Annotated in this window: 24 protein-coding genes; 12 read left to right on the forward strand and 12 right to left on the reverse strand. The window is 70.1% G+C overall.

The features are described 5' to 3' along the window. The first annotated feature begins 103 nt into the window (after positions 1 to 103). From ACWDR3_RS22180 to ACWDR3_RS22190, 3 genes are all read left to right on the forward strand, one after another. Complete coding sequence (locus ACWDR3_RS22180; RefSeq protein ID WP_450354238.1) at positions 104 to 643, forward strand: YceI family protein; 540 nt, start codon at positions 104 to 106, stop codon at positions 641 to 643. Between the two features lie 62 nt (positions 644 to 705). Continuing rightward, positions 706 to 1521, forward strand: coding sequence for a globin domain-containing protein (locus tag ACWDR3_RS22185; RefSeq protein WP_450354239.1), 816 nt, complete (start codon positions 706 to 708; stop codon positions 1519 to 1521). After that, positions 1518 to 1988 (forward strand): hypothetical protein, encoded by a 471-nt coding sequence (locus tag ACWDR3_RS22190; RefSeq protein WP_450354240.1) that lies wholly within the window; start codon positions 1518 to 1520, stop codon positions 1986 to 1988. The genes ACWDR3_RS22185 and ACWDR3_RS22190 overlap by 4 nt, the downstream gene beginning before the upstream one ends. 38 nt (positions 1989 to 2026) lie before the next feature. On the opposite strand, the gene ACWDR3_RS22195 is transcribed toward ACWDR3_RS22190, so the two are convergent. After that, the gene (locus tag ACWDR3_RS22195; RefSeq protein WP_450354241.1) at positions 2027 to 2950 is read right to left on the reverse strand and encodes a helix-turn-helix domain-containing protein; all 924 of its coding nucleotides are present in this window, start codon (positions 2948 to 2950) and stop codon (positions 2027 to 2029) included. 179 nt (positions 2951 to 3129) lie between these two features. Here ACWDR3_RS22195 and ACWDR3_RS22200 point away from each other — a divergent pair, with 179 nt between their 5' ends. Next, positions 3130 to 4170, forward strand: coding sequence for an NAD(P)-dependent alcohol dehydrogenase (locus tag ACWDR3_RS22200; protein ID WP_450354242.1), 1041 nt, complete (start codon positions 3130 to 3132; stop codon positions 4168 to 4170). Positions 4171 to 4235: 65 nt separating this feature from the next. On the opposite strand, the gene ACWDR3_RS22205 is transcribed toward ACWDR3_RS22200, so the two are convergent. The 3 genes from ACWDR3_RS22205 to ACWDR3_RS22215 form a co-directional block, all read right to left on the reverse strand. Then, a complete protein-coding gene (locus ACWDR3_RS22205; RefSeq protein ID WP_450354243.1) occupies positions 4236 to 5285 on the reverse strand; it encodes a FecCD family ABC transporter permease in 1050 nt (349 codons plus the stop codon). A gap of 92 nt (positions 5286 to 5377) precedes the next feature. Continuing rightward, positions 5378 to 6367 carry a FecCD family ABC transporter permease gene (locus tag ACWDR3_RS22210; protein WP_450354244.1) on the reverse strand — a complete coding sequence of 330 codons (990 nt, stop codon included), beginning with the start codon at positions 6365 to 6367 and terminating at the stop codon, positions 5378 to 5380. Further along, positions 6364 to 7422, reverse strand: a complete 1059-nt coding sequence (locus ACWDR3_RS22215; protein WP_450354245.1) for an ABC transporter substrate-binding protein — start codon at positions 7420 to 7422, stop codon at positions 6364 to 6366. Before ACWDR3_RS22215 ends, ACWDR3_RS22210 begins: the two co-directional genes overlap by 4 nt. 141 nt (positions 7423 to 7563) lie before the next feature. Here ACWDR3_RS22215 and ACWDR3_RS22220 point away from each other — a divergent pair, with 141 nt between their 5' ends. Further along, positions 7564 to 7947 (forward strand): VOC family protein, encoded by a 384-nt coding sequence (locus ACWDR3_RS22220; RefSeq protein ID WP_450354246.1) that lies wholly within the window; start codon positions 7564 to 7566, stop codon positions 7945 to 7947. A 118-nt stretch (positions 7948 to 8065) separates the two neighbouring features. Next, positions 8066 to 8836, forward strand: coding sequence for an SDR family oxidoreductase (locus ACWDR3_RS22225; protein ID WP_450354248.1), 771 nt, complete (start codon positions 8066 to 8068; stop codon positions 8834 to 8836). 32 nt (positions 8837 to 8868) lie between these two features. On the opposite strand, the gene ACWDR3_RS22230 is transcribed toward ACWDR3_RS22225, so the two are convergent. From ACWDR3_RS22230 to ACWDR3_RS22250, 5 genes are all read right to left on the reverse strand, one after another. Beyond that, a complete protein-coding gene (locus ACWDR3_RS22230) occupies positions 8869 to 9051 on the reverse strand; it encodes a DUF3885 domain-containing protein (protein ID WP_450354249.1) in 183 nt (60 codons plus the stop codon). Next, positions 9048 to 10175, reverse strand: a complete 1128-nt coding sequence (locus ACWDR3_RS22235; protein ID WP_450354251.1) for a serine hydrolase domain-containing protein — start codon at positions 10173 to 10175, stop codon at positions 9048 to 9050. Before ACWDR3_RS22235 ends, ACWDR3_RS22230 begins: the two co-directional genes overlap by 4 nt. 160 nt (positions 10176 to 10335) lie before the next feature. Further along, entirely contained in the window at positions 10336 to 11040 is a 705-nt protein-coding gene (locus tag ACWDR3_RS22240) for a hypothetical protein (RefSeq protein ID WP_450354252.1), read from the reverse strand. A gap of 103 nt (positions 11041 to 11143) precedes the next feature. Next, a complete protein-coding gene (locus ACWDR3_RS22245) occupies positions 11144 to 11662 on the reverse strand; it encodes an SLATT domain-containing protein (protein ID WP_450354253.1) in 519 nt (172 codons plus the stop codon). A gap of 80 nt (positions 11663 to 11742) precedes the next feature. After that, positions 11743 to 12999 carry a hypothetical protein gene (locus ACWDR3_RS22250; protein WP_450354254.1) on the reverse strand — a complete coding sequence of 419 codons (1257 nt, stop codon included), beginning with the start codon at positions 12997 to 12999 and terminating at the stop codon, positions 11743 to 11745. Between the two features lie 299 nt (positions 13000 to 13298). Between ACWDR3_RS22250 and ACWDR3_RS22255 the strand changes: the two genes are divergently transcribed. Continuing rightward, the gene (locus ACWDR3_RS22255; protein ID WP_450354256.1) at positions 13299 to 13553 is read left to right on the forward strand and encodes a hypothetical protein; all 255 of its coding nucleotides are present in this window, start codon (positions 13299 to 13301) and stop codon (positions 13551 to 13553) included. Positions 13554 to 13678: 125 nt separating this feature from the next. Here the strand turns inward: ACWDR3_RS22255 and ACWDR3_RS22260 are convergent, their stop codons facing one another. Together ACWDR3_RS22260 and ACWDR3_RS22265 are read right to left on the reverse strand one after the other, a co-directional pair. Then, the gene (locus ACWDR3_RS22260; RefSeq protein ID WP_450354287.1) at positions 13679 to 14608 is read right to left on the reverse strand and encodes a DUF5829 family protein; all 930 of its coding nucleotides are present in this window, start codon (positions 14606 to 14608) and stop codon (positions 13679 to 13681) included. A gap of 133 nt (positions 14609 to 14741) precedes the next feature. Further along, entirely contained in the window at positions 14742 to 15410 is a 669-nt protein-coding gene (locus ACWDR3_RS22265) for a hypothetical protein (protein WP_450354257.1), read from the reverse strand. Positions 15411 to 15531: 121 nt separating this feature from the next. Between ACWDR3_RS22265 and ACWDR3_RS22270 the strand changes: the two genes are divergently transcribed. The 5 genes from ACWDR3_RS22270 to ACWDR3_RS22290 all read left to right on the forward strand — a co-directional run bounded on the left by ACWDR3_RS22270 (position 15532) and on the right by ACWDR3_RS22290 (position 20309). Further along, positions 15532 to 16107, forward strand: coding sequence for a TetR/AcrR family transcriptional regulator (locus tag ACWDR3_RS22270; RefSeq protein WP_450354258.1), 576 nt, complete (start codon positions 15532 to 15534; stop codon positions 16105 to 16107). Between the two features lie 158 nt (positions 16108 to 16265). After that, positions 16266 to 16877, forward strand: a complete 612-nt coding sequence (locus ACWDR3_RS22275; RefSeq protein WP_450354259.1) for a (2Fe-2S)-binding protein — start codon at positions 16266 to 16268, stop codon at positions 16875 to 16877. Between the two features lie 4 nt (positions 16878 to 16881). Further along, positions 16882 to 17856, forward strand: coding sequence for an FAD binding domain-containing protein (locus ACWDR3_RS22280; RefSeq protein ID WP_450354260.1), 975 nt, complete (start codon positions 16882 to 16884; stop codon positions 17854 to 17856). Continuing rightward, positions 17856 to 20000 (forward strand): xanthine dehydrogenase family protein molybdopterin-binding subunit, encoded by a 2145-nt coding sequence (locus tag ACWDR3_RS22285; protein ID WP_450354261.1) that lies wholly within the window; start codon positions 17856 to 17858, stop codon positions 19998 to 20000. Before ACWDR3_RS22280 ends, ACWDR3_RS22285 begins: the two co-directional genes overlap by 1 nt. Before the next feature lie 24 nt (positions 20001 to 20024). Continuing rightward, positions 20025 to 20309: a hypothetical protein gene (locus tag ACWDR3_RS22290; RefSeq protein WP_450354262.1), complete on the forward strand. Its 285-nt coding sequence runs from the start codon at positions 20025 to 20027 to the stop codon at positions 20307 to 20309. 106 nt (positions 20310 to 20415) lie between these two features. Here ACWDR3_RS22290 and ACWDR3_RS22295 read toward each other — a convergent pair whose 3' ends face one another. Beyond that, positions 20416 to 21876: a hypothetical protein gene (locus tag ACWDR3_RS22295; RefSeq protein WP_450354263.1), complete on the reverse strand. Its 1461-nt coding sequence runs from the start codon at positions 21874 to 21876 to the stop codon at positions 20416 to 20418. Positions 21877 to 21893 lie beyond the last annotated feature (17 nt).

A 21893-nucleotide genomic window follows, 5' to 3' on the forward strand; every position in this document is an offset into this window, starting at 1 on the left:
ATACGACGACACGGCGGCCCGGAATGTGAGGTCGGGCGGACGGCGCCTGACATTCCCGGGGCCCCTCTCGTCGTACCCCTGTGACACCCCAGGGAGGAAGACCATGAACGAACTGCCGGAGCAGACCGCGCTCACCGGCGACTACGTCCTCGACGCCACCCGCACCCGGATCGGGTTCGTCTCGCGGGCGATGCTGATCAGCACGGTGCGCGGGCGGTTCGAGGAGTTCGAGGGCAGGGCGCATCTGGACGGGGAGGACCCGTCGAAGTCGGAGGTCCGGCTGACCCTCCGCACGCAGGGGCTGCGGACCGGCAACGCCCGCCGGGACGAGCACCTGCGCGGCGCCGACTTCCTGGACGGCGACCACCACCCGGACATCACCTTCACGTCGACGCGCGTACGCCGGACCGGCACGACCCGCTTCACGGTCACCGGTGACCTGACGGTCCGCGGCACGACCCGCCCGGTCACCGTGGACCTGGAACTGACCGACACCGGTGGCAGTGCCGGCACCCCCGTCGCCTTCACCGGCCGGGGAATCCTCAACCGCAGGGACTGGAACGTGAGTTGGGGCGGCCGTCTGCTCGCCGACAAGGTGACCCTGGAACTGGAGGTCGCGCTGATCCATTACGCCCAGCGCTGACACGCGCGAAGCCCCCGCCGGAAGATCCGCGTCCGGTGGGCCCCGCGTGTTTCGGTGAGCGCATGACCACACAGACCGTCGAGTACATCCGCTACCGCATCCCGCAGACCAGCACGGCCGAGTTCGTGGCCGCGTACACGCGCGCGGCGGCCCAGCTGGCGGCGGCGCCCCAGTGCGTCGACTACGAACTGACGCGCCGCGAGGAGAACGCTCAGGAGGCCACCGGGCAGGACGTCGGAGAGGCCGTCGAGGAGGACGCGTATTTCGTCCTGCGCATCACCTGGACCTCGACCGAGGAGCACCTGAAGGGCTTCCGCACCTCGGAGCTGTTCCCCGGCTTCCTCGCGGAGATCCGCCCGTACATCGAGAACATCGAGGAGATGCGTCACTACGCCCCGACGCCGGTACGCGGCACGGGTTCGGCGCTGCCGACGCTGTTCGACTGGGCGGGCGGCGCCGCGGCCTTCTCCCGCCTGACCTCGGCCTTCTACGACAAGGTCCTCAAGGACGACCTCCTGTCCCCGCTCTTCGCCGACCTGGCCCCCGAGCACGCGGAGCACGTCGCGGTCTGGCTCGGCGAGGTCTTCGGCGGCCCGGCCACCTACTCGCACACCCATGGCGGCCACAACCACATGGTCGCCATGCACGCCGCCAAACACATCACCGAGCCCCAGCGCCGCCGCTGGGTCAACCTCATCCAGGACGCGGCCGACGAGGCGTCCCTCCCCACGGACGCGGAGTTCCGCTCGGCGTTCCTGGCGTACGTGGAATGGGGGACGAGGCTGGCGGTCTATTTCTCGGGCCCGAACGCCCAGCCACCGGCCGAGCAGCCGGTGCCGAAATGGGGCTGGGGCGCGATGCCTCCGTACCAAGGGTGAAGGGCATCCGCAGCGACGACGATCGTTCCGCACCGGACGAGCACCGGCGATTCGCGCGCTACCTGCACGAACTGGCCGTCGTCAAGGACGAGGACGAGGCCGCTCTCGTGGCCGGGGTCCTGCGCGACCCCGACGCGACGATGGCGCAGTCGGCCGTCGTCCGCCACCTCGACCGTCGTGCCGCGCGGCTGCTGACCGAGGACGGGTTCACCGCCTGGGCCCACACGATGGCCGAGGTCGGCGCGGGACGGGAGTTCCTCGCTCGGCGGCTGCGTGAATGGGTCCTGCTGCGAGCGATCGCCGTGGGGGAGCCATGGGGACCGGAGGAAGTCACCGCCGGATCCGACTGGTTCCAGCGCAGGGCCGTCGAGATCCTGTCCTCACGCACGGCTCTCACTCTGCTCTCCGAGGCCGGGCGAACCCGCCGCGTCCGCGCTGACGCCGGAAGCCGACTGCGTCAGCGGTGAGCGTACGATCGGCGCGCTTCGGGCCGACGGCGCTCCGTTCAGACCGACGGGGCCACCCTGCCGCTGCCGGAGGCTCGCGTATCCGCTCCCCAACTCGCCAGCAGGCGCAGGGACTCCTCGCTCTGGGTGCCCGCTTCCGCGTGGTAGGTGACCAGGTTCTGGTCGCTGCCGTCGGCCAGGCGGAAGGACTCGTACTGGAGGGCGAGGTCGCCCACCAGCGGGTGGTGGAGGCGCTTGACGCCGAAGCTCTTCTCCTTGACGTCGTGGGTGGCCCACAGGCGGCGGAAGTCCTCGCTCTTGACGGAGAGTTCGCCGACGATGGAGGCGAGGCGGGGGTCGTCCGAGCACCGGCCCGCGTTCATCCGGAGCATGCACACGATGTCGATCGCCTTCTGCTCCCAGTCGACGAAGAGGTCCTTGTAGTCGGGCTGCAGGAACACCAGCCGCGCCCAGTTCCGCTCCTGCGGCGGCAGCTCGCCCCAGTCGCCGAAGACCGCCGCCGCCATCCGGTTCCAGGCGAGGATCTCGGTGCGCCACCCCGAGACGTAGGCGGGCACGCTGTCCATCGTGTCCAGCAGCCCCCGCAGCGCGGGCCGCACCTGCTGCTGCTGGGCGCACGCCGCCGACTGCTTCTTCTTGACCTTCGGCTTCGCGAGATGCGTCAGATGCTCGTGCTCGGCGTTGGTCAGCCTGAGCGCCCGCGCGATCGAGTCCAGCACCTCCGCCGACACGTTCCGCCCGTTGCCCTGCTCAAGGCGCGTGTAATACGCCACCGAGACACCCGCCAGCTGCGCCAGCTCCTCGCGCCGCAGCCCCGGCACCCGCCGGTGCCGCCCGAAGTCCGGCAGCCCCACGTCCTCCGGCTTCAGCCGGGCCCGCCGGGTGCGCAGAAACTCGCTGAGCTCGGCCCGAGGGTCGAGGGAGCCGGCCGGCTCCTGCACGGGATCTGGCTGTCCATCCATACGTCCAGTATTCCCGGTCGTACGCACACCAGCCTGTCCCCGCCAGTGGTAGGCACACTGGACGTAGGCCGAAGGGAGGCCTGGGCGAATCCCCGCGGGAGGAGCAACGTGGACGTCGTGCCCGGTCAGAAAGACATCTGAAGGCGACCGGGCACATATCCCCGCTAGGAGACCCCGGCATGACCACCGTTGCCGCGTACGCCGCCCCCGCCGCCAAGGCGCCGCTGGAGCGCACCACCATCGAACGCCGCCCGGTCGGCGAGTTCGACGTCCTGATCGACATCAAGTTCGCCGGAATCTGCCACTCGGACATCCACCAGGTCCACGAGGGCTGGGGCGAGGCGATCTTCCCGATGGTCCCGGGCCACGAGATCGCGGGCATCGTCTCCGCGGTCGGCCCCGGCGTCACCAGGCACAAGGTCGGCGACCGCGTCGGCGTCGGCTGCATGGTCGACTCCTGCCGCGAATGCGAGAACTGCAAGGCCGGCCTGGAGCAGTACTGCCTGAACGGCAACGTCGGCACGTACAACGCCGTCGGCAAGGACGGCGAGCCCACCTACGGCGGCTACTCCGAGAAGGTCGTCGTCGACGAGAACTTCGTCGTACGGATCCCCGACGGCCTCTCCCTCGACGTGGCCGCCCCCCTCCTGTGCGCCGGCATCACCACGTACTCCCCGCTCAAGCACTGGAACGCGGGCCCCGGCAAGAAGGTCGCCGTGGTCGGCTTCGGTGGCCTGGGTCACATGGCCGTCAAGATCGCGCACGCGCTCGGCGCGGAGGTCACGGTCCTCTCCCAGTCGCTGCGCAAGCAGGACGACGGCCTGAAGCTGGGCGCCGACCACTACTACGCCACCAGCGACCCGAAGACCTTCGAGGAACTGCGCGGCAGTTTCGACCTGATCCTCTCCACGGTCTCCGCCCCGCTGGACTTCGGCGCCTTCCTCTCGCTGCTGCGCACCGACGGCGCCCTGGTGAACGTCGGCGCTCCCGAGGAGCCCGTCTCCCTCAACCTCTTCTCGCTGATGGGCGGCCGCAAGACCCTCGCGGGCTCCGGCATCGGCGGCATCCGCGAGACCCAGGAAATGCTGGACTTCTGCGCCGAGCACGGCTTCGGCGCGGAGATCGAGCTGATCAGCGCGTCCGAGATCAACGAGGCGTACGAGCGGGTGCAGAACAGCGATGTCCGGTACCGCTTCGTGATCGACGTGGCGACGATCTGATCGCACCCCGGGTCGAACAGACCCTCTAGACCTGACGGCCTCGGAGGCGCACTCCTCCGGGGCCGTCAGTACGTCGTCGTACGCCGCCCCAGCAGCCACAGCAGATACGGCCCACCGACGAGCGAGGTGAGCGCGCCGACCGGCACCTCCAGCGGGGGCAGCACGGTACGGGCCACGAGATCGGCCCCGACGAGGATCACGGCCCCCGTCAACGCGGCGTTGAGCAAGGGCAGTTGAGGCGTCCGCGTGAGCCGGCGGGCCAGCTGCGGCGCGGTCAGCGCGACGAACCCGATCGGCCCCGCCGCCCCGGTCGCGGTCGCGGCGAGCACGACACCGAGGACGGTCAGCCCGAGCCGGACCCGGTCCACCCGCACCCCGAGCGCGGCGGCCGTCTCCGGGTCGAGCCCGAGCGGCCGCGTCGCCCGGCTCGCCCACACCAGCGCGGGCAGCGACAGCAGCAGTACGACACCCAGCGGCCCGGCCTGCTCCCAGCCGCGTCCGTTCAGGCTCCCGGTCAACCACAGCTTGACCTGCTCGGCGGCCTCCAGCTCGCTGTCGGTGAGATACAGCTGCACGACGGCGGACAGCGCGACCCCGATCCCCACGCCGGTCAGCACGAACCGGCTCGGCTGCATGCCGTGCCGCCACGCCAGCACATACACGAGCGCGGCGGCGACCAGCCCGCCCACCACGGACACGATCGGCAACGCCCCGGGCGAGGCGATGACCCCACTCGACAACGCCAGCACGGTCGCGGCGGCGGCCCCATGCCCGACCCCGATCACATCGGGACTGGCCAGCGGATTCCGGGTGACGGTCTGCACGAGGGCCCCGGACAGCCCGAGCGCGGCGCCGACGAGGGCGCCGAGCACGATTCGGGGGACCCGCAGCTCCGAGACGACGAGTTCGTAGGGCCCGCTTCCGGTACGCAGGGTGTGCCACACCTCGGCAGGCGAGATGTACGTCTGCCCAAGACAGGCGGAGGCGAGCATGACGGTGGCGAGGAGGAAGAGGAGGAGAGCGGCGACGGCGGCGGAACGGCGGTGCAGGAGAAGGGAGATACGGGGGTGGGGGCGGAGAACGGTAATACCAACCGTCACCCCAACTGCGGGCATTCGTGCCGCTGGGGCGGCACGGGTGGGCGCAGCGGCACCCCGCAAACGCCGGGCTGCGTGACCCACCCCTTCGCTCCGACGCCGGGTGACACTCAACTGGCCGCCCCTTTACGCCGCACCAGCACCACCAACACCGGCACACCCACCAGAGCCGTCATCACACCGGCCGGCACCTCCGCCGGAGCCCGAACCACCCGCCCCAAAACGTCCGCCCCCACCAACAACCCCGCCCCCAGCCACGCCGACAACGGCAGCACCGCCCGGTACCCCCCGCTCACCAACCGCCGCGCGAGATGCGGCACCGCGAGCCCCACGAACGCGATCGGCCCCGCGGCGGCCACGGCCGCGGCGGTCAGCAGCGTCGCGCCGAGTGCCGCACACCCCCGCACCACCCCCACCCGATGCCCCAACGCCCGAGCCGTCTCATCCCCGAGGGCCAACGCGTCCAGCCCCCGCGCACACCCGATCACCAGCACCGCCCCGACAAGCAGAAACGGCAGCATGCGTACGACCGTGTCCGTGGACCGCCCGCTGAGCGACCCCACCTGCCAGAACCGGAACTGGTCGAGCGTCGCGGAGCTGGACGTGAGGACGACGGTCGTCGCACCGGCGGTCATCGCGGACAACGCGGTTCCGGCGAGCGCGAGTTTGACCGGCGACGCGCCTCCCCGCCCGCGCGAGGCGATCCCGTACACGAGGAACGCGGCCACGACCGCACCGGCGAAGGCGTACCAGACGTAGCCGCCGAATCCGTACCCCCCGGCCCCGAACGCGATGGCGAACACCACGCCCGCCGCCGCCCCTTGGCTCAGCCCGAGGATGCCCGGGTCGGCGAGCGGGTTGCGGGTGACGGCCTGGAGCGCGGCGCCCGCCAGACCGAGCGCCGCGCCGGCCGTCAGTCCGACCTCGGTACGCGGCAGCCGCAGCGACCGTACGACCAGCGCGTCCGGTGAACTCCCGCCGTGCACAAGGGCGTCGAGCACCGCGGACGGCGGCACCGCCCGGGTGCCGACGGCGAGGCTGAGCAGCGCGGCGGCCGCCACCACGAGGGCGGCGGCCGGCCAGGCGAGGCGTCGGATCACTTGCCGAGGTGCTCGGCGAGCTGCGTCACGACCAGACGGGCGGCGGTGGGACCGGCGTTGAGGTACCAGGGGTCGTCGTCGACCTTGACCGCGTGCCCGGCCTTGACGCCGGCCATCGACTTCCACAGCGGCCCGGCGAGCACGGACGCGGCGTCGGTCTTGCCCGCGTCGCCCTGCACGGAGTAGAAGATCCAGTCGCCGTCCGCCGTGTCGATGCTCTCCGCGCCGAGGTCCTCCGAAATGGCCGTGAACTGCTGGGACTTGGGCCGCTTGAGCCCCATGTCGACGGCGATGGAACCGGTGAAGGAGGAGACGCCGAACATACGCGTGCGGTCGGGCGTGAAGCGGACCATGGAGACGGTCGGGTCGCCAGTGACCGTCTTGCCCTTCGCGGCCGCGTCGCCGACGATGCCGTCGAGCAGCGTCTGCGCCTGCCGGCCCTTGCCGATGGCCGCGCCGACCAGCAGCAGGTCGCGCTTCCAGTTGATGCCGTTGCCCGCGGTGATCACGGTGGGCGCGATCTTCGACAGCTTGGGGTAGAGGTCGCCGAGCGAGTCGTTGGCGAGAATCAGGTCGGGCTTGGCGGCGGCGAGCGTCTCCAGGTTGGGCGCCTGCCGCGTGCCCGCGTCGGTCATGTCGGCGAGCTGCGCCTTGTACTTGGGGAAGGCGTCCGCCAGATAGTCGGGTACGAGCCCGGCGTTGTCGGCGCGCGTGGTCGCCGTCGGCACGGTCCCCAGCGAGAGCAGGTCGTCGAGCTGACCGGTGCTGAGCACGGCGATCTTCTTGGGCGCGGTCTTGATGGTCGTCTTGCCCTCGAAGTGCGTGACCGTACGGGGGAACGTCCCGTCCGTGTCCGGTTCGGCGCCCATGCCGTCGGCGAGCGCGCTGGGGGCGGCGGACGGTCCCTCGGAGGCGCCGATGACCTTGTTCTGCGCGCCGGCCTTCTTCTCGGTGCCGCTGTCGCCGCTGTCACCGCTGTCCGAGGAGGAACACCCGGCGAGCAGCCCTCCGACGACGGTCGCGGCCACGACGGCCTTCAATCCCACTGCACGCACGACTGCTACTCCGATACACGTCGATCACATCGAACATCGAACATCGAACACATCGATCACGAGGATCGCCGTTGATCCCGTTAAGGCAAGCCTTACCTTAACTTCCCGGCGGAGTATGTTGGGCGTGAGGAGGCCCACACGATGACCGTGCAGCTGAACCACACCATCGTCGCCGCACATGACAAGCAGACGTCGGCCCGGTTCCTCGCCGACATTCTGGGACTGAAAGTGAGCCCGCAGTACGGCCCGTTCATCCCCGTCGAGATCCCGAACGGCGTGACCCTCGACTACATGGACACGGACGGTGCCATCACGCCGCAGCACTACGCGTTCCTGGTCTCGGAGGACGACTTCGACACCATCTTCGCCCGCGTCCGTTCAGCGGGCCTGACCTACTGGGCGGACCCTTTCCACCACCACCCCGGCGAGATCAACCACAACGACGGCGGCCGCGGTACGTACTTCGACGACCCGAACGGCCACAGCCTGGAGATCCTCACCAGGCCGTACGGCAGCGGAGGTTGATCCTCGCCGGAAACTTCTCCCTCTCGTCTGTCACATTCCTCGACGCTCCCGGGTCATGTCGGTGAGGCACCGAGCCTCACGAGGAATTACGACGAACGACGAACAGGGAGCAGAGACCATGCCGACAACACCCATCCTGGTCACCGGCGGAACCGGCACGCTCGGCCGCCACGTCGTCCCCCTTCTCCGGTCGGCCGGCCACGAGGTCCGGGTCCTGACCCGCCACGACCGCCCCTCGACGGAGGACGGCATCGAGTACGTCACGGGAGACCTGCTCAAGGGGGAGGGGGTGGCGGCGGCCCTCGCCGGCACGAAGACCGTCCTCCACCTGTCCGGCGGCCCGAAGGGCGACGACGAGGCGACCTGCACCCTGGTGCGGGCGGCCCGAGCGTCCGGCGTCGGCCACCTCATCTACATCTCGGTGGTCGGCGCGGACCGGATCCCACTGGCCTGGCTACGGACGAAGCTGGCGTCGGAGCGGGCGATCGCGGACTCGGGCATCCCGTTCACGACCCTGCGCGCGGCCCAGTTCCACGACCTGGCCCTGACCATGGTCGAGAAGATGGCGAAGCTCCCCGTCCTCCCGGCCCCCGGCGGCCTCCGCCTCCAACCGGTCGACGCCCGCGAAGTCGCTGCGCGGCTGGCGGAGTTGACCCTGGCCGCCCCTGCCGGCCCGGTCCCGGACCTAACCGGCCCCACCCTCTACGACCTCCCCGCCCTGGTCTGCCCGTACCGCCAACTCCTCGGCCACCGAAACCGCCCGACCCTGCCGGTGCGGGTACCGGGGAAGGTGGGTCGGGCGTACCGGGCGGGCGCGAATCTGACGCTGGAGGGGGCGGAGCGGGGGAAGCGGACGTGGGAGGAGTTCTTGGCGGAACGCCTCGGATAGGCGCGGGTGTTCGTGTCCGTGCGGGGCGTGGGTCAGAGACCGGCCGAGTCGCGGGGCAGCCAGTCGGCATGCCGGCCGCGGAGCGCGTCCCGCTCCTCGGGGGTGGTGAGGACGAGGTCCGCGCCGCCGTCGTACGGGTGGTGGATACGGCGGAGTTCGGGATCGGTGACGAAAACGTCGGTGAGCCTGTCGGCCGACGACGCCCCCTCGCTCACCTTCCCGCCTTCGCCCGCAACCCCTGCAGTCCGTCGTACGCCGCCATCACCATCTCCAACCCCCGGCTGTCGTCGCCGGGTTCGCGCATCTGGTTGGTGACGTAGGCGATCGTCGCGCGGGCCTCGGGTTCGATCATGACGAGGGAGCCGCCCCAGCCGCCCCAGCCGTAGGTGTTGCCGAACAGGCCGTAGCCCAGGCCGTATCGGACGGGCATGCCCAGGAGGCGGTCCTGGCCCTGGTACTGCTCCACCCACGCCCGGTCGCACCCGGCCTGCGACAACAGCCGTACGCCGCCCACCTCTCCGCCGCAGGCCATCACCGACTGCACGAGGGCGACGGAACGGGCGTTGCCGAAGCCGCTCGCGGCGGGGATCTGGGCGCGGCGCCAGGCCACGCTGTTGCCGTCGCGGACGCGGATTCCCGTACCGTCGGCCGGAGTTGGGGCGTTGATGCCGGGCGCGCTGGCCTTGTAGTCCTCGTCGTGGGACGGGGGCGGCACGGTGAGCGCCACCCGGTGGTCGTGCTCGGCGGCCAGGCCCATGTGGAAGTCCGCGCCCAGCGGTCCGGCGATCTCGTCGGCGAAGAACTCACCCGGGGTGCGCCCGGTGATCCGGCGTACGACCTCGCCGACCAGGAAGCCCTGGGTGAGCGAGTGGTACCCGGCGGCGGTGCCCGGTTCCCACTCCGGTGCCTGCGCGGCGAGCCGGGCGGTCGCGGACGACCAGTCGTACACGTCCTCGGCCGACCACTGTCCCTCGAAGTCGGGCAGGCCGGCGGTGTGCGAGAGCAGATGCCGTACCAGCACGCCGTCCTTGCCCGCCGCCGCGAACTCCGGCCAGTAGCGGGCGACGGGCGCGTCCACGTCCAGTTCACCGCGGTCGGCGAGGACCAGTGCGGTGAGCGCGGTCATGGTCTTGGTGACGGAGTAGACGTTGACGAGCGTGTCCCGCTGCCACGGCACGGTGCGGTCCGCGTCCGCGAACCCGCCCCACACGTCCACCACGGGCTCCCCGTCCACGAAGACAGCCACCGCCCCACCGGCGTCCCCCTCGTCGAGCAGAGCGGCCAGTGCGCTGGGCACGGCGTTGAAGAGATCGTCGTAGGAGCCCTGGATGTCGGCCATGGTTCGTATTCAGCCCGCCGGGGCGGGGTGGGGGCAACTGAATTTCGGGGGAGTGGGGCGGGCGGCGTGAGGGTGACGGCGAGAGGCAGGGGGTGACGGCGGGAGGTCGAGGGTGACGGCGGGAGCCGAGGGTGACGGCGAGAGCCGAGGGGGCGCGCCCCTACGCCCACATGCTTTCCCACCGCACATCGACGCTCCAGGTCTCCGCGCCTGACGCGAACTCCGTGAAGATCGTGACCACTTGGTCCCGGTCGTTCAGCACGCACCGGAAGTGCCGCTCCATCGAACCGTCCCGGTGCTCGACGGCGAACTCGCCCACCTGCACACCCGCGTTGGGGCCCTGGCCGACCTGGACGAAGCGGCCGTGGGGCTTTTCGAGGATCAGGAACCAGTTCTCCTCGGACAGTCGGCGGACGGCGCGCTCGATCACGTCGAGGTCCGGGTCCTCGACGGTCAGCCCTGCACACGGCTGAAGACTCGGCCCCTCCGTCGCACGCAGCGCGGGCGGCAGGTGGAGCACCTCCGCCTGCGGGTCGAAACAGACCAACCCGTGGCGGCCGGCGAGGGCCAGCACCGCGGGCGCGGTCGTATCGGTCCGCCCCCACGAGATCGGCATGATCACGTGTGCGTCGGACACATCGAGAGCCGCCGTCCACGGGGATGCCTCGGTTTGAGGGGTGTCCGCTGCCGAGTCCGTGAGCTCGGGGAAGTCCGCGATCAGCGCCCGGTAGAACGCGGTCACCGCGTCGTTCGCGACAGCGCTCGCCGCCGAAGTGCCTCCGTCGCACAGCGACTTGTACGTCTCGGCCGCCGTCGACGCCGAGATCCGCCCGGGTTCGAACCACACTGCCAGATCGAAACTCATGCCACCCCTCCACCGAAGCCTCACCTCGAAGGAGACCGAGCGTATGCGGAGCCTCTGACAACGCCGGTGCGCCGAAGGCTCCGGCGTGCTGAAAACGCCGGCGCTACTCCCCGTCCGCGGCGTAACGCTGACCGCCGGAGCCGATGTTCCGGCCCGCCAGCCGGTGCGCGAGGCGCCCCGGCGGATCGGCTGTCAGGTTGAGTTCGTCGCGGGTGTTCGTGAAGGCGCGCAAGGCTTCCCGGGCGGTTTCGTGATCCATTCCGACCATGTCGATCGTGAGGAACTGCCGTGTGGCGGTCTGCAGTTGGAGATACGCGTTCGCCGACGCCTGGGCCTGGGTCATCCGGCGCGAGGCGTTCACGGTGGTCAGCATCGCGCTGAGCGCGGCGGCGGCCAGGGCGAGGATCCCCGGCCAGATACCGACGTCCCCGGCGAGCGCGGTTCCGCCGGAGACGGCAGCCAGCGCCGCCGCCGGCATACCGAGCAGCAGATTGATGAGCCGCCACAACTTCGCCTGCTCGAACTGTCCTTGGGCGCTCCACATCGCACTCTCGTGGATGCGGTCGGCCTCTTGCGCGATGGCGTGGTGCGAGGCGGGTAGGTCGCGAGGCAAGAGGGACACGAACACCTCATTTGGCCAACACCGCGCGAGGCGCTCGGAGATGGGCGGAAGCAGCGAAACGTCAGTCTAGGACGCCGAGTTCATGGACTGCCAGCAGCACGACCTTGACCGCCGGCAACACGGCCTTGACCGCCGGCGGCAGGACCTTGGTGCGGTGCGGGATGAACGGGATGAAGAAGCCGCCGCCACAACGCGACCGCGGCCTCCACGTCACCGGCCTCCTCGGCGTACCGGGCCCGGACGACCACCTCCCGAATGCGCGCGACACCTTCCGCGCACTCGCGCAAGGCGCTCATGCTCGCGCAGGCCTCGGTCTGCCCCTGCGTCTCCGGAGTGGTCAGATCCACCGTGTCCAGCATCCGCCCCTCGGCCGCACAGGTCCTCAACTGCCCGGACAACGCGTCGAGCAGCGCCCGGATGTCGTCGGTGAATTGCCTGGTGTGCGCGTACGGCCTCCGGCCCAGAGCGGCCATCCGGTCCAGGATGTCTTCGACGGTACGAGCCGGCAGATCATGCGAGCCCTCGACCCAGCGCAGGACGAACAACTCGATGAAATAGGACCGGAGAGGCAGCCCCCCGGAGTATTTCAGCAACAACTTCACGTGCCTGATCATCTCCCGGCAGGTGTAGTCGTCCCCGCCGGGACTCAACGTCAGAGTGCTGTCGTGCAATTCCGGATGCGTCCCCAGCCATCGTTCACGCGTACCCGGAAACACCCGGAAGGACAGCCCGGAGGACGGCGCCTGTTCCGGATCGTCCCACAGGAAGTCGGCCTCCAGCCCGGGTACCAGTTCGATCGACGGCTCACCGCACTCGGATACGAAGGTGACGGCCGGGAAGTCGGGCCGGGGAGCGGCGAATCCCTCGACGGATGCCCTGGGGCCGGTGAACCGCTCGACGAATTCGTCGAAGACGCGAGCCGGATCGGGTGGACCGGAAATCGACGGGCGCAACGACGACGATTCGACGGACGGCGGTTGAGCCAGAGCGCTCAGAACATCCGGCAGCGAGTACGGCAGACTCCCGGCCGCCGGCTCCCACGTGCCGTCCTCCACATCACGCAACCACCCGGGAGTCGACAGCAGATTCCGAATCGGATCGACGAAGACCACCAGCACGTCGACATCGCTGAACCCGGAAACGCTCGTACCGCAACGCGCCGACCCCACCCTCTCCAGCCGCACCACCCCGAGATCCCGAAATACCCGCGAAACCGACCGCAGCAGGTCCTGTCCTCTGGGCCCGGGCTCGACACTCCGCGACATCTCGGCGTCGACCTCACGTAGGTAGGCCCGGACCGGAGACATGGGCGCACTCGCGCGCGGCGAAGACTTCATGAACCCCCCTCGGAAGGGACTCGCTCCGAGCGAGCCCTCCGCCACCGGTTCAGTGTCCCGGTTCACGAGAATGCCGCGCAATACGTTCGGTCGGGGCGATCACCTGTTCCTCTCCCGCAGGCGGGTATTACGTGGTCTACGTCAGCATGCGACGCCGTGCGAAGCGCTATGACGTATTCCCGTGTCAGGCGGGTCCGGTCCCAGTGATCGACGCTCCTACACTGTTGCCTCCACTCGGGAGTCGAATTCCCGGGCATCGAATGGCATCGAATGGAATCGAATATGTGCGCGGGGGAGTCATGGTCGTCATCAAGTCCCTGATATCACTGTTCGCCCTACCTATTGCCGCCGGCGTCTCAGCTCTGATCATCTTTGTGTGCCTGGCCGGAGCCGCCGCCGGACTCGTGCTCGGTGTCCCTTTCATGGCTCTCGGATCCGCGTTCGGAGCGAAGGGCGACGGCGGTATTTCGGAGTGGATCGGGAATTGCCTGAGCGCGACGCTGGAGGGCCCCGCATCCGTTTTCTCGACCATCTACGGAAACATTTGGGACTGACGAGCCGGGTCATGTCCGGCGGCCGGTACTGTCCCGGTTGCCCGGTTGCCCGGTTGCCCGGACGCGAAGGTGCGCCCCCTGACCGAGAGGGCGCACCCACGGCGTACGTCTAAATCCCCATCCCCCTACCGCACGCCGTTGTCGGCGAAGGTCCACACCGCGCGGCTGCCGGGCCCGACGACGAGAGTCGAGTGACCGATCTGCTCCACATGCCGGTCCTTCACGGGCCGGTTGAGCGACATCTCGACCCGCTGGTACCCCGCTTGGGCACGCGGGACGACGTTGAGGCGGATCGTGGTGCCGCCGCCCTTCGCGACGACGCCACCGCCCGCCACGGTCCGCACGGTGAACCCGCCGGCCCGCAACAGCGGCACGGTGTCGCCGAGGTCGCCCGCGGTGATCGCGATGCGTACGGAGGTCACGTCACGCATCAGATGGGTGCGGTAGGCGTCCGGAAGGACGCGCTCGCGGCCGACGTCACCGGGAAAGCTCGCGGGCTCGGTGTTGCTGCGAGGATCGGCGAAGTACTCCTGCCGGTACTCCATCCCCCAGGCCCCGAAGGCGTCGTACTGCGTGTCGGTGAAGACGGCGTCGAACCACGGCACGGGCACGCCGTCACCGAAGTCCCGGGTCTGGAGGAAATGGATGGGCTCGGCGACCCCTTCGTCCTTCAGCCGCTCGGTGACCGTCGCCAGTTCCCCCGCCCTCTCGGGCGAAAGACCCAGCCCGGCGGAGCCGAGGGTGCCGTCCTGCCCGGGGACGTCACCGACTCCGAACAGCTCCACGTAGGTCTCACGGCCCAACAGATAGCGCCCGGTCCAGGTCTGCCCGCCGCTCCCGGTCGTGGTGCGCACCTGGAAGTTCGCGAACTCCCGCAGGTAGTCGGAGTGTTCGATGGCGTCGGCCGTCTCCCGGTCGAAAACCCCGTAGGAGTGGTTGTAGAACAACAACTGCCGCCCGTACGAGTCGCCCGAGCCCCGACTCCCCTCGGCCTGCGCCGCCCCGGCCCCACCCCCGATCGCTCCGGCGAGAGCCACAGCGAGCACGATGATCATCCGCAATGTCCGACGAATCAGCATGTGCGGGAGCGTAGGCCGGGGAGGACGGAACCGCCCTACTTTGTGAACGAGACTGAAATGCTTGACAGTTGGCGACGACCCGTGGGTGGCCACCATGGATCTCCAGCCGTCAGCGCCGAACGTCGCCGCCGCTCTGCGCGGGGCGGCGGGTCCACAGGGACAGGTCGCTGCTCGTCGCGACGGCGACGGTCTCTCCGGAGGGGGAGAAGCCGAAGGCTCGTAGTTCCGAGTAGGTGGAGTGGAAGATGTGCCACCACTGCTCGCCGTAGGGGCCGGAGTGGGGGAGTCCGCCGTCGGCCGAGAGCAGCACGCGGTGGTGGGGCCAGTCCGGGGTGACGGCCTCCAGGGTCCAGCCGTCGCCGGTCGTGGTGTGCAGCCCTCCGCCGAAGAGCCCCGCGATGCGCACGCGGCTGCCGGCGATCGGGCCCAGTCCGGGGCAGGCCAGGTCGGCGACCCCGTCGGGGGTGCTGTCCTCGGGGGCGGGGTCGCGATCCCTCGCGGTCTTCTCCCCGGTGACGGCGTCGAAGAGGCCGTGACCGTCGTTGGAGACGACCATCACCAGGTCGCGGCCGCTCTCGGGGTGCGACGCGAAGCCGATCCCGAGCAGTCCGCCGACGGGGACGCCGTACGTGGACTCGAAGACGGGCCGCCAGGGGGCGGGCGCGGGCACCACCGGGGCGGCGAGGAGCCGATCCCGTAGAGCCTGCTGGTACGCGGAGAGCGCCGGCTGCTCACGAACGAGTCGCTCTTCCGGGGCCGCCCTCTTGAGCCGCTTCATCACCCCCGAAGATTAGCGAGGCGCTGCACTTGCCCCATCCGCACGGCCAACTGCTCCAGCAGACCCAGGCGTCATCGCCGTATATCCGATGACATTGAGTGTCATCACTAGGATGAGCGGCATGGGTCGATGGATGCCGGACGCAGCGGGCCGACTGTCGCGGGCCGCGCTTGAGCTGTACGAGGAGCGCGGGTTCGAGGACACCACGGTCGCCGAGATCGCCGAACGGGCCGGTCTGACGAAGCGGACGTTCTTCCGGCACTTCCCCGACAAGCGCGAGGTGCTGTTCCCGCTCTCGTCCCGGATCCACCAGACGATCGTCGACGCCATGGCCGCCGCGCCCGCCGACCTCTCGCCGCTCGCCGTCGTCCTGGCGGGGTACGACGCCGCCGTGGACATGGTGAACACGGCGCATGCGAACGCCCGGCGCCGCCGAGCCGTCATCGTGGCCAACCCGGAGCTCCAGGAACGACAGCTGACCAAATTCGCCCAGACCAGTACGGCCGTGACCGAGGCGTTGTGCGCGCGCGGTGTCGCGCCGCGGGCCGCCTTCATGACCGCCCTGGCGGGTGCCGCCGCATGGCGAGCCGCGCGCGAATGCTGGATCGAGGGTCCGGAGACACAGGACCTGCACGCCCTGCTGCGTGAATGCGCCGAGGAGCTCAGGGCCGAGATCGCGGCCCCGCTCGCGCCGTAAGTCATGACTGGTAGCCGCCGTAGTAGCAGGTCATAGCCGCCGCCACCGCCTGCCTCTCCACGCCCCTCTCGTCACCCATGACACCTGGTGTCATCACTGTTACGATGACACCAGGTGTCATCACATGCCGCGGGTTCGACCGAGAGGGTGCATCGCGTATGTCGGAAACGTTCGACGAGGCAACCACGCTCAAACGGCGAACTTTCGTCGCGGCGTCGACAGCGGTGGCCGGCCTCCCCCTGCTGACCTCGGATCGCCTGCCGGCGTCCGCATCCGCATCCGCACCCACCCCGGCCGATCAGCTCTCCACCGTCCGTCTGACGGTCAACGGCGAGCAGCGCACCGCGCAGGTCGACAACCGCACCTCACTGCTCGACCTCCTCCGCGAGCACCTGGACCTCCCCGGCACGAAGAAGGGCTGCGACCAGGGCGCCTGCGGAGCCTGCACCGTGCTCGTGGACGACCGCAGGGTGAACTCTTGTCTCGTCCTCGCCGTGATGGCCCAGGACGCCAACGTCACCACGGTCGAAGGGCTCGCCCGGGACGGGGGCGATCAACTGCACCCGCTCCAACAGGCGTTCATCGACCACGACGGCCTCCAGTGCGGCTACTGCACACCGGGCCAGCTCATGTCGGGCGTCGCCTGTATCGCCGAGGGCCACACCGGCTCCCGCGCGGAGATCCGCGAGTGGATGAGCGGCAACCTCTGCCGGTGCGGGGCGTACACGAACATCGTCTCCGCCATCGAGCAGACCGCCAAGGAGGCATGACCGTATGCACCCCTTCGCCTTCAGCCGAGCCTCCACCGTCACCGCCGCGCTCAACGCCGGTGCCGGCAACGGCCGTTACATCGCCGGCGGCACCACACTGGTCGACCTCATGCGGGAGACCGTCGAACGCCCCGCGCACGTCGTCGACATCAACGCACTGCCGTACAAGGACATCACGGTCACCCGACAAGGGGTGCACGTCGGATCCCTGGTCCGGATGAGCGACCTCGCCGCGCATCCGGAGGTGCGCGCCACCTACCCCCTCCTCTCGCAGGCCCTCGAACTCGGCGCCTCGGCCCAGCTGCGCAACATGGCCTCCATCGGCGGCAACATCATGCAGCGCCCCCGCTGCCCGTACTTCCGGGACATCCACTCCGCGTGCAACCGCCGTGACCCGGGCTCGGGTTGCGACGCCCGGGACGGTGACAACCGTATGCAGGCGATCCTGGGGACGAGCACCCACTGCGTGGCAACTCACCCTTCCGACCTGGCAGTTGCGCTCGTGGCGCTGGACGCCGTCGTCCATGTGCGCGGACTCGACGGCTCCCGCTCCATCCCCGTCCAGGACTTCTTCCTCCGCCCCGGGAACACACCCCAGAAGGAGCAGGCGCTCCGGTCGGGCGAACTCATCACCTCCGTGACCGTCCCCGCGGGACCGCACACACGCCGCTCGGGCTATCTGAAGGTCCGCGACAGGCAGTCGTACGAGTTCGCCCTCGCGTCCGCGGCGGTGGCGCTGGACATCAGGGGCGGCGTGGTGCGCGGCGCCAGGGTGGCCGTCGGCGGTGTGGCGACCGTGCCGTGGCGGCTGCCCAAGGTGGAGCAGGCGCTCGTAGGGAAGCGGGCGGCGCGCGCGACGTGGACGGCTGCCGCGGCCCTCGCCGCCGAGGGCGCCGAGCCGCTGTCCGAGAACGCCTTCAAGGTGCAGTTGGTCGAACGGACCGTGCGCCGCCAGCTGTTGACGATCGGAGGACAGTGATGGCGACGACCGTCGTCGGGCAGCGGCTCTCCCGAGTCGACGCCCGCCGCAAGGTGACCGGCACGGCCACCTACGCGGCCGAGCACCGTATCGAGGGCCTGTTGTACGGCGTGATCGTCAACGGCACGGTGGCCCGCGGCACGGTGAGCCGGATCTCGGTGGACGCGGCGCTCGGCCACCCGGGCGTCCTGCGTGTCCTGACCGACTTCACCAGCCTGCGCCTCGCCCACCCCGTCGACCGGATCGCCTTCTACGGCCAGCCCATCGCGGTCGTCGTCGCGGAGACCCTGGAGGCGGCGACCCACGGCGCCTCACTGGTCGAGGCGACGTACGAACGGCAGGACGCGGTAACGGACTTCGACGCCTCCGGCATCCCCTCGCAGACACCCGCCGACGAGCCCGACTACAGCCGCGGCGACCCGGCGGGCGCGCTGGCCTCCGCGCAGGTGAAGGTGGACCTGGACCTCACCTCCGCCCGCGAGAACCACAACCCCATCGAACTGCCCTCGACCATCGCCCAGTGGCAGGACGGAAAGCTGACGCTCTGGGACAAGTCCCAGTGGGCCCAGGGCGCCGCACGCACGGTGGCCGGCGCGCTCGGCATCGCCGTCGGCGACGTGCGCGTGCACAACGAGTTCCTGGGCGGCGGGTTCGGCAGCGGAATCCAGACGTACGACCATGTCATGCTGGCCGCGTTCGCCGCGCGCGAGGTCGGCAAGCCGGTGAAAGTGGTCCTGACCAGGCGTCAGTTCTACTACGGCACCGGGTTCCGCCCGGCCAGCCGGCACCGGATGGCCCTCGGCAGCACCGCCGCCGGGCGCGTCAACGCCCTTGTCTACGAGGTTCGTATCGAGAACGCGCGCTACTCGACCTACACGGACGGCCTGACCGACCTGCCGCAGTTCCTCTACGGCGTCCCCAACACCCGTACCGCCTACCGGGTCACGCCCGTCGACGTCCAGTCCCCGTGCTCCATGCGAGGCCCGGGCGTGGTGCTCGGCAACTACGCCCTGGAAACGGCGATGGACCAGCTGGCACACGAACTGGCCCTGGATCCGGTCGAGTTGAGGCTGCGCAACGAACCGACCCAGGACGAGGTCAACCAACTCCCCTTCTCCACACGCAAATTGCGTGAGTGCTACGAGACAGGCGCACGCCGCTTCGGCTGGTCCCGGCGGCACGCCAAGCCCGGCTCGCGCACGGACGGCGACCTCCTCATCGGCATGGGGATGGCCACCGCGAGCTACCACAACAACCGACGCGACTCCAGCGCGCGGGCCCGGATCCACGCCGACGGCACCGCCGAAGTCTTCGCGGCCACCGCGGACATGGGCCCCGGCACCACCACCTCGGTCATGCAGGTCGCCGCCGACGCGCTGGGCCTGCCGGCCTCGGCGGTCACCTTCAGACTCGGCGACTCCAGCTACCCCACTGCACCCCTGCACGCGGCGGCCTGCACCATGGCGAGCGTCGGCTCGGCCGCGCACACGACGTGCAACGCGCTGAGGGCGGAGTTCATCCGCAGGGCGGTAGCGGACGCCAACTCGCCTCTCCACGGCGCGAATCCGGCGGACGTACGCGTGAGCGACGGCTACCTGTCGGCCGCCGGCGGAGCCCGGGACAGCTACCGGGACATCCTGCGCCGCGCCGATCTGCCCAGCCTCGACATCACCGGCAACTGGGGCCCGGGCGACGCCGATTCGAAGATCTCCACGTACGGCTACGGAGCGGTCTTCGCCGAGGTCTCCGTAGACCCCCTCCTCGGCCTGGTCCGGATCCGTCGGATCTTCGCGGCGTACGACGTGGGCCGGGTGATCAGCCCCAAACTCGCCCACAGTCAGGCCATCGGCGGCATGGTCGGCGGTATCGGCATGGCTCTCCTGGAGGGCACCGTCACGGACCACCGGGACGGCCGCATCATCAACGCGAGCCTTGCCGACTATCTCGTGCCGGTGAACGCGGACGTGCCCGACCTGGACGCCGCCTTCATCAACACCGAGGACCCGCAGGCCGATCCGATCGGCGTGAAGGGCCTCGGCGAGATCACCATCGTCGGGGTGGCCCCGGCCATCGGCAACGCGGTGTTCAACGCGACGGGCAAACGCCTGACGGACCTGCCGATCCGTCCGGAGGCGCTGCTGTGACGGCGTTCCGCTAGCTTGGCTTCCGTGATCGTCTATCCCCTGTGGCACGTCGGCCACCAGAACGAAGCCGGCGCCGACGGTTCGACCGTGCACGTCGATGAGAGCGGCGTGTTCTGCGACGAGGCGGACGGCGACGACGTAAAGCTGCTCGGTATCTACTCAACCCTCGACAGGGTCGAAGACCGCGTGCGTCAGGCCCGACTGCTTCCGGGCTTCCGTGACGAACCGGAGTGCTTCCACTTCGACGCCTGCGAACTCGACGAGGACAGCTGGACGGAGGGCTTCGTCCGGGTGCCGCCGGGGGAGTAGGGCGGTGGGCGGAGTCCCGATGGGCGGGACCCCGATGGGCTGGACCCCGATGGGTTGCCGTTGCGTGGTCGCGTGAGCGTGAGTCTGGGGCTGGCGTGCGTTGGTGTCACAGGTCTGCCAGGGTGAGGATCTGGTGCATGTGCCGGGGCGGAAGGTCGGGATTGCCGGCTGCCGCGGTGGCGACCCATTCCGATGAGTCGGCCAGCAGCTGCGTCAGGTCCTGGGTCGGAAGCCGGGGATGGGTGGCGATCACGCGGCGCACCGTCTCATCGGGATCGCAGGCCAGACGACGTACGAGTTCCACCGGGAGGTCGAGGTCCCGTGGGGCCAGCTGTCGCATCCTGGGGTCGGCATCGGTGGCCAGACGCCGGAGGACGTCCGCCGGGAGGGGGAGTTCGTCGGCCGGACGCCACCGGGTCCTCTTCGCCGGGCGGTAGGTGCGATCGATGCGTTCGGCGGTGGCGGGGTCGATCCGGTCACGGGCGTGCAGAGCCGTCGTCGTACGGACGCTGCTCTCCTCGTCGTCGAGCAGCCGGGTCACGACCGGCGCGGGCAGGCGGCCGGACCGCGCGGCCGAGGCGCGGAAGCAGGCGTAGGGCGAATCCACGTACGGCAAGGGGTCGGAGGTCACCCAGGGCAGGCGTAGCGTCGCGAGTTCCACGCGCGCCAACTTGTTCGTGATCTGCCGTGCGAGCGTGTCGTCGTCCAGGATCCGGGGGTCGGTGAGCCAGCCCGCGGGCGGCGCGTCGGACAGGATCTTCGCGTGGATCGCGGCGCGGGTCGGCTCGGGGGTGTCCTGACGGGCGAAGACGCGGAGCGCGACCCGCAGGTTGGGATCCTCGGCGAGCCGGTCGCGCAGAGGTGGTGGGAGGTCGGGGTGCTCGGCGAGTTCCCGGCGCACCGCCTCGTCCGGATCATCGGCCAGTCGGCGGGTTGTGTCGGCGTCCATCGTGCAGTGGCGCACCGCTCCGGCGCGCGTGACCGGATCGGCCAGCAGCGCCGGAAGCAGGTCGGCGGGCGGTACGGGATGGGGAAGCCGTCGGAAGTAGGTCGCGCAGGCTCCCGCGCGCACCCTGTCCTCGGGATCCGTCAGCAGGAGCCGGCGCACCGATTCCGGTGCCTGCGTCCAGCATTGGGCAACCGTCGCCCGGATGGTCGGCTCCGGGTCGGCCGCCAGCCGTGCGCGCAGATCCGGCGGCAGATGATCGCTCTCCGCCAGCCGCTCACGCACCAGCACATCGGGGTCGTCGAGCAGCCGCTCGAGCACCTCTCGCGGTGCGCTGCCCGCGCCGATCACCAGGGCCCCGCGTATCCCCGGATCGGGGTGTTCGGCAAGGTGGATCCGGACGGCGTGCGGGAGGCCGGGGTTGAGCGCGAGCGAGTGCGTGAGCCAGTGATCGTCGATGGCGATGATCTCGGCGATCATGTCGTCGGTCAGGTCCGGACGCTTGGCGACCCTGCCGAAGCTCCTGCGGTGGGCGAAGAGACGGCGGATGAACTCGGGCGGCAGGGCGGGGTTCCCGGCGAGTCCCTCGACCACCTTGCCGAGGTGAACCGGCACGGGCATGACGTCCGACAAGGCAG

It is taken from the genome of Streptomyces sp. NPDC001002 (assembly GCF_053599215.1).

What these genes read in the sequence shown, in the direction of transcription:
- ACWDR3_RS22250 (WP_450354254.1), bottom strand. Translation starts at nt 12,999, where the DNA reads ATGAAGTCTTCGCCGCGCGCGAGTGCGCCCATGTCTCCGGTCCGGGCC.
- ACWDR3_RS22260 (WP_450354287.1), bottom strand. Translation starts at nt 14,608, where the DNA reads ATGATCATCGTGCTCGCTGTGGCTCTCGCCGGAGCGATCGGGGGTGGG.
- ACWDR3_RS22180 (WP_450354238.1), top strand. Translation starts at nt 104, where the DNA reads ATGAACGAACTGCCGGAGCAGACCGCGCTCACCGGCGACTACGTCCTC.
- ACWDR3_RS22195 (WP_450354241.1), bottom strand. Translation starts at nt 2,950, where the DNA reads ATGGATGGACAGCCAGATCCCGTGCAGGAGCCGGCCGGCTCCCTCGAC.
- ACWDR3_RS22265 (WP_450354257.1), bottom strand. Translation starts at nt 15,410, where the DNA reads ATGAAGCGGCTCAAGAGGGCGGCCCCGGAAGAGCGACTCGTTCGTGAG.
- ACWDR3_RS22205 (WP_450354243.1), bottom strand. Translation starts at nt 5,285, where the DNA reads ATGCCCGCAGTTGGGGTGACGGTTGGTATTACCGTTCTCCGCCCCCAC.
- ACWDR3_RS22280 (WP_450354260.1), top strand. Translation starts at nt 16,882, where the DNA reads ATGCACCCCTTCGCCTTCAGCCGAGCCTCCACCGTCACCGCCGCGCTC.
- ACWDR3_RS22270 (WP_450354258.1), top strand. Translation starts at nt 15,532, where the DNA reads ATGGGTCGATGGATGCCGGACGCAGCGGGCCGACTGTCGCGGGCCGCG.
- ACWDR3_RS22275 (WP_450354259.1), top strand. Translation starts at nt 16,266, where the DNA reads ATGTCGGAAACGTTCGACGAGGCAACCACGCTCAAACGGCGAACTTTC.
- ACWDR3_RS22240 (WP_450354252.1), bottom strand. Translation starts at nt 11,040, where the DNA reads ATGAGTTTCGATCTGGCAGTGTGGTTCGAACCCGGGCGGATCTCGGCG.
- ACWDR3_RS22295 (WP_450354263.1), bottom strand. Translation starts at nt 21,876, where the DNA reads ATGCCCGTGCCGGTTCACCTCGGCAAGGTGGTCGAGGGACTCGCCGGG.
- ACWDR3_RS22200 (WP_450354242.1), top strand. Translation starts at nt 3,130, where the DNA reads ATGACCACCGTTGCCGCGTACGCCGCCCCCGCCGCCAAGGCGCCGCTG.
- ACWDR3_RS22185 (WP_450354239.1), top strand. Translation starts at nt 706, where the DNA reads ATGACCACACAGACCGTCGAGTACATCCGCTACCGCATCCCGCAGACC.
- ACWDR3_RS22255 (WP_450354256.1), top strand. Translation starts at nt 13,299, where the DNA reads ATGGTCGTCATCAAGTCCCTGATATCACTGTTCGCCCTACCTATTGCC.
- ACWDR3_RS22220 (WP_450354246.1), top strand. Translation starts at nt 7,564, where the DNA reads ATGACCGTGCAGCTGAACCACACCATCGTCGCCGCACATGACAAGCAG.
- ACWDR3_RS22235 (WP_450354251.1), bottom strand. Translation starts at nt 10,175, where the DNA reads ATGGCCGACATCCAGGGCTCCTACGACGATCTCTTCAACGCCGTGCCC.
- ACWDR3_RS22225 (WP_450354248.1), top strand. Translation starts at nt 8,066, where the DNA reads ATGCCGACAACACCCATCCTGGTCACCGGCGGAACCGGCACGCTCGGC.
- ACWDR3_RS22285 (WP_450354261.1), top strand. Translation starts at nt 17,856, where the DNA reads ATGGCGACGACCGTCGTCGGGCAGCGGCTCTCCCGAGTCGACGCCCGC.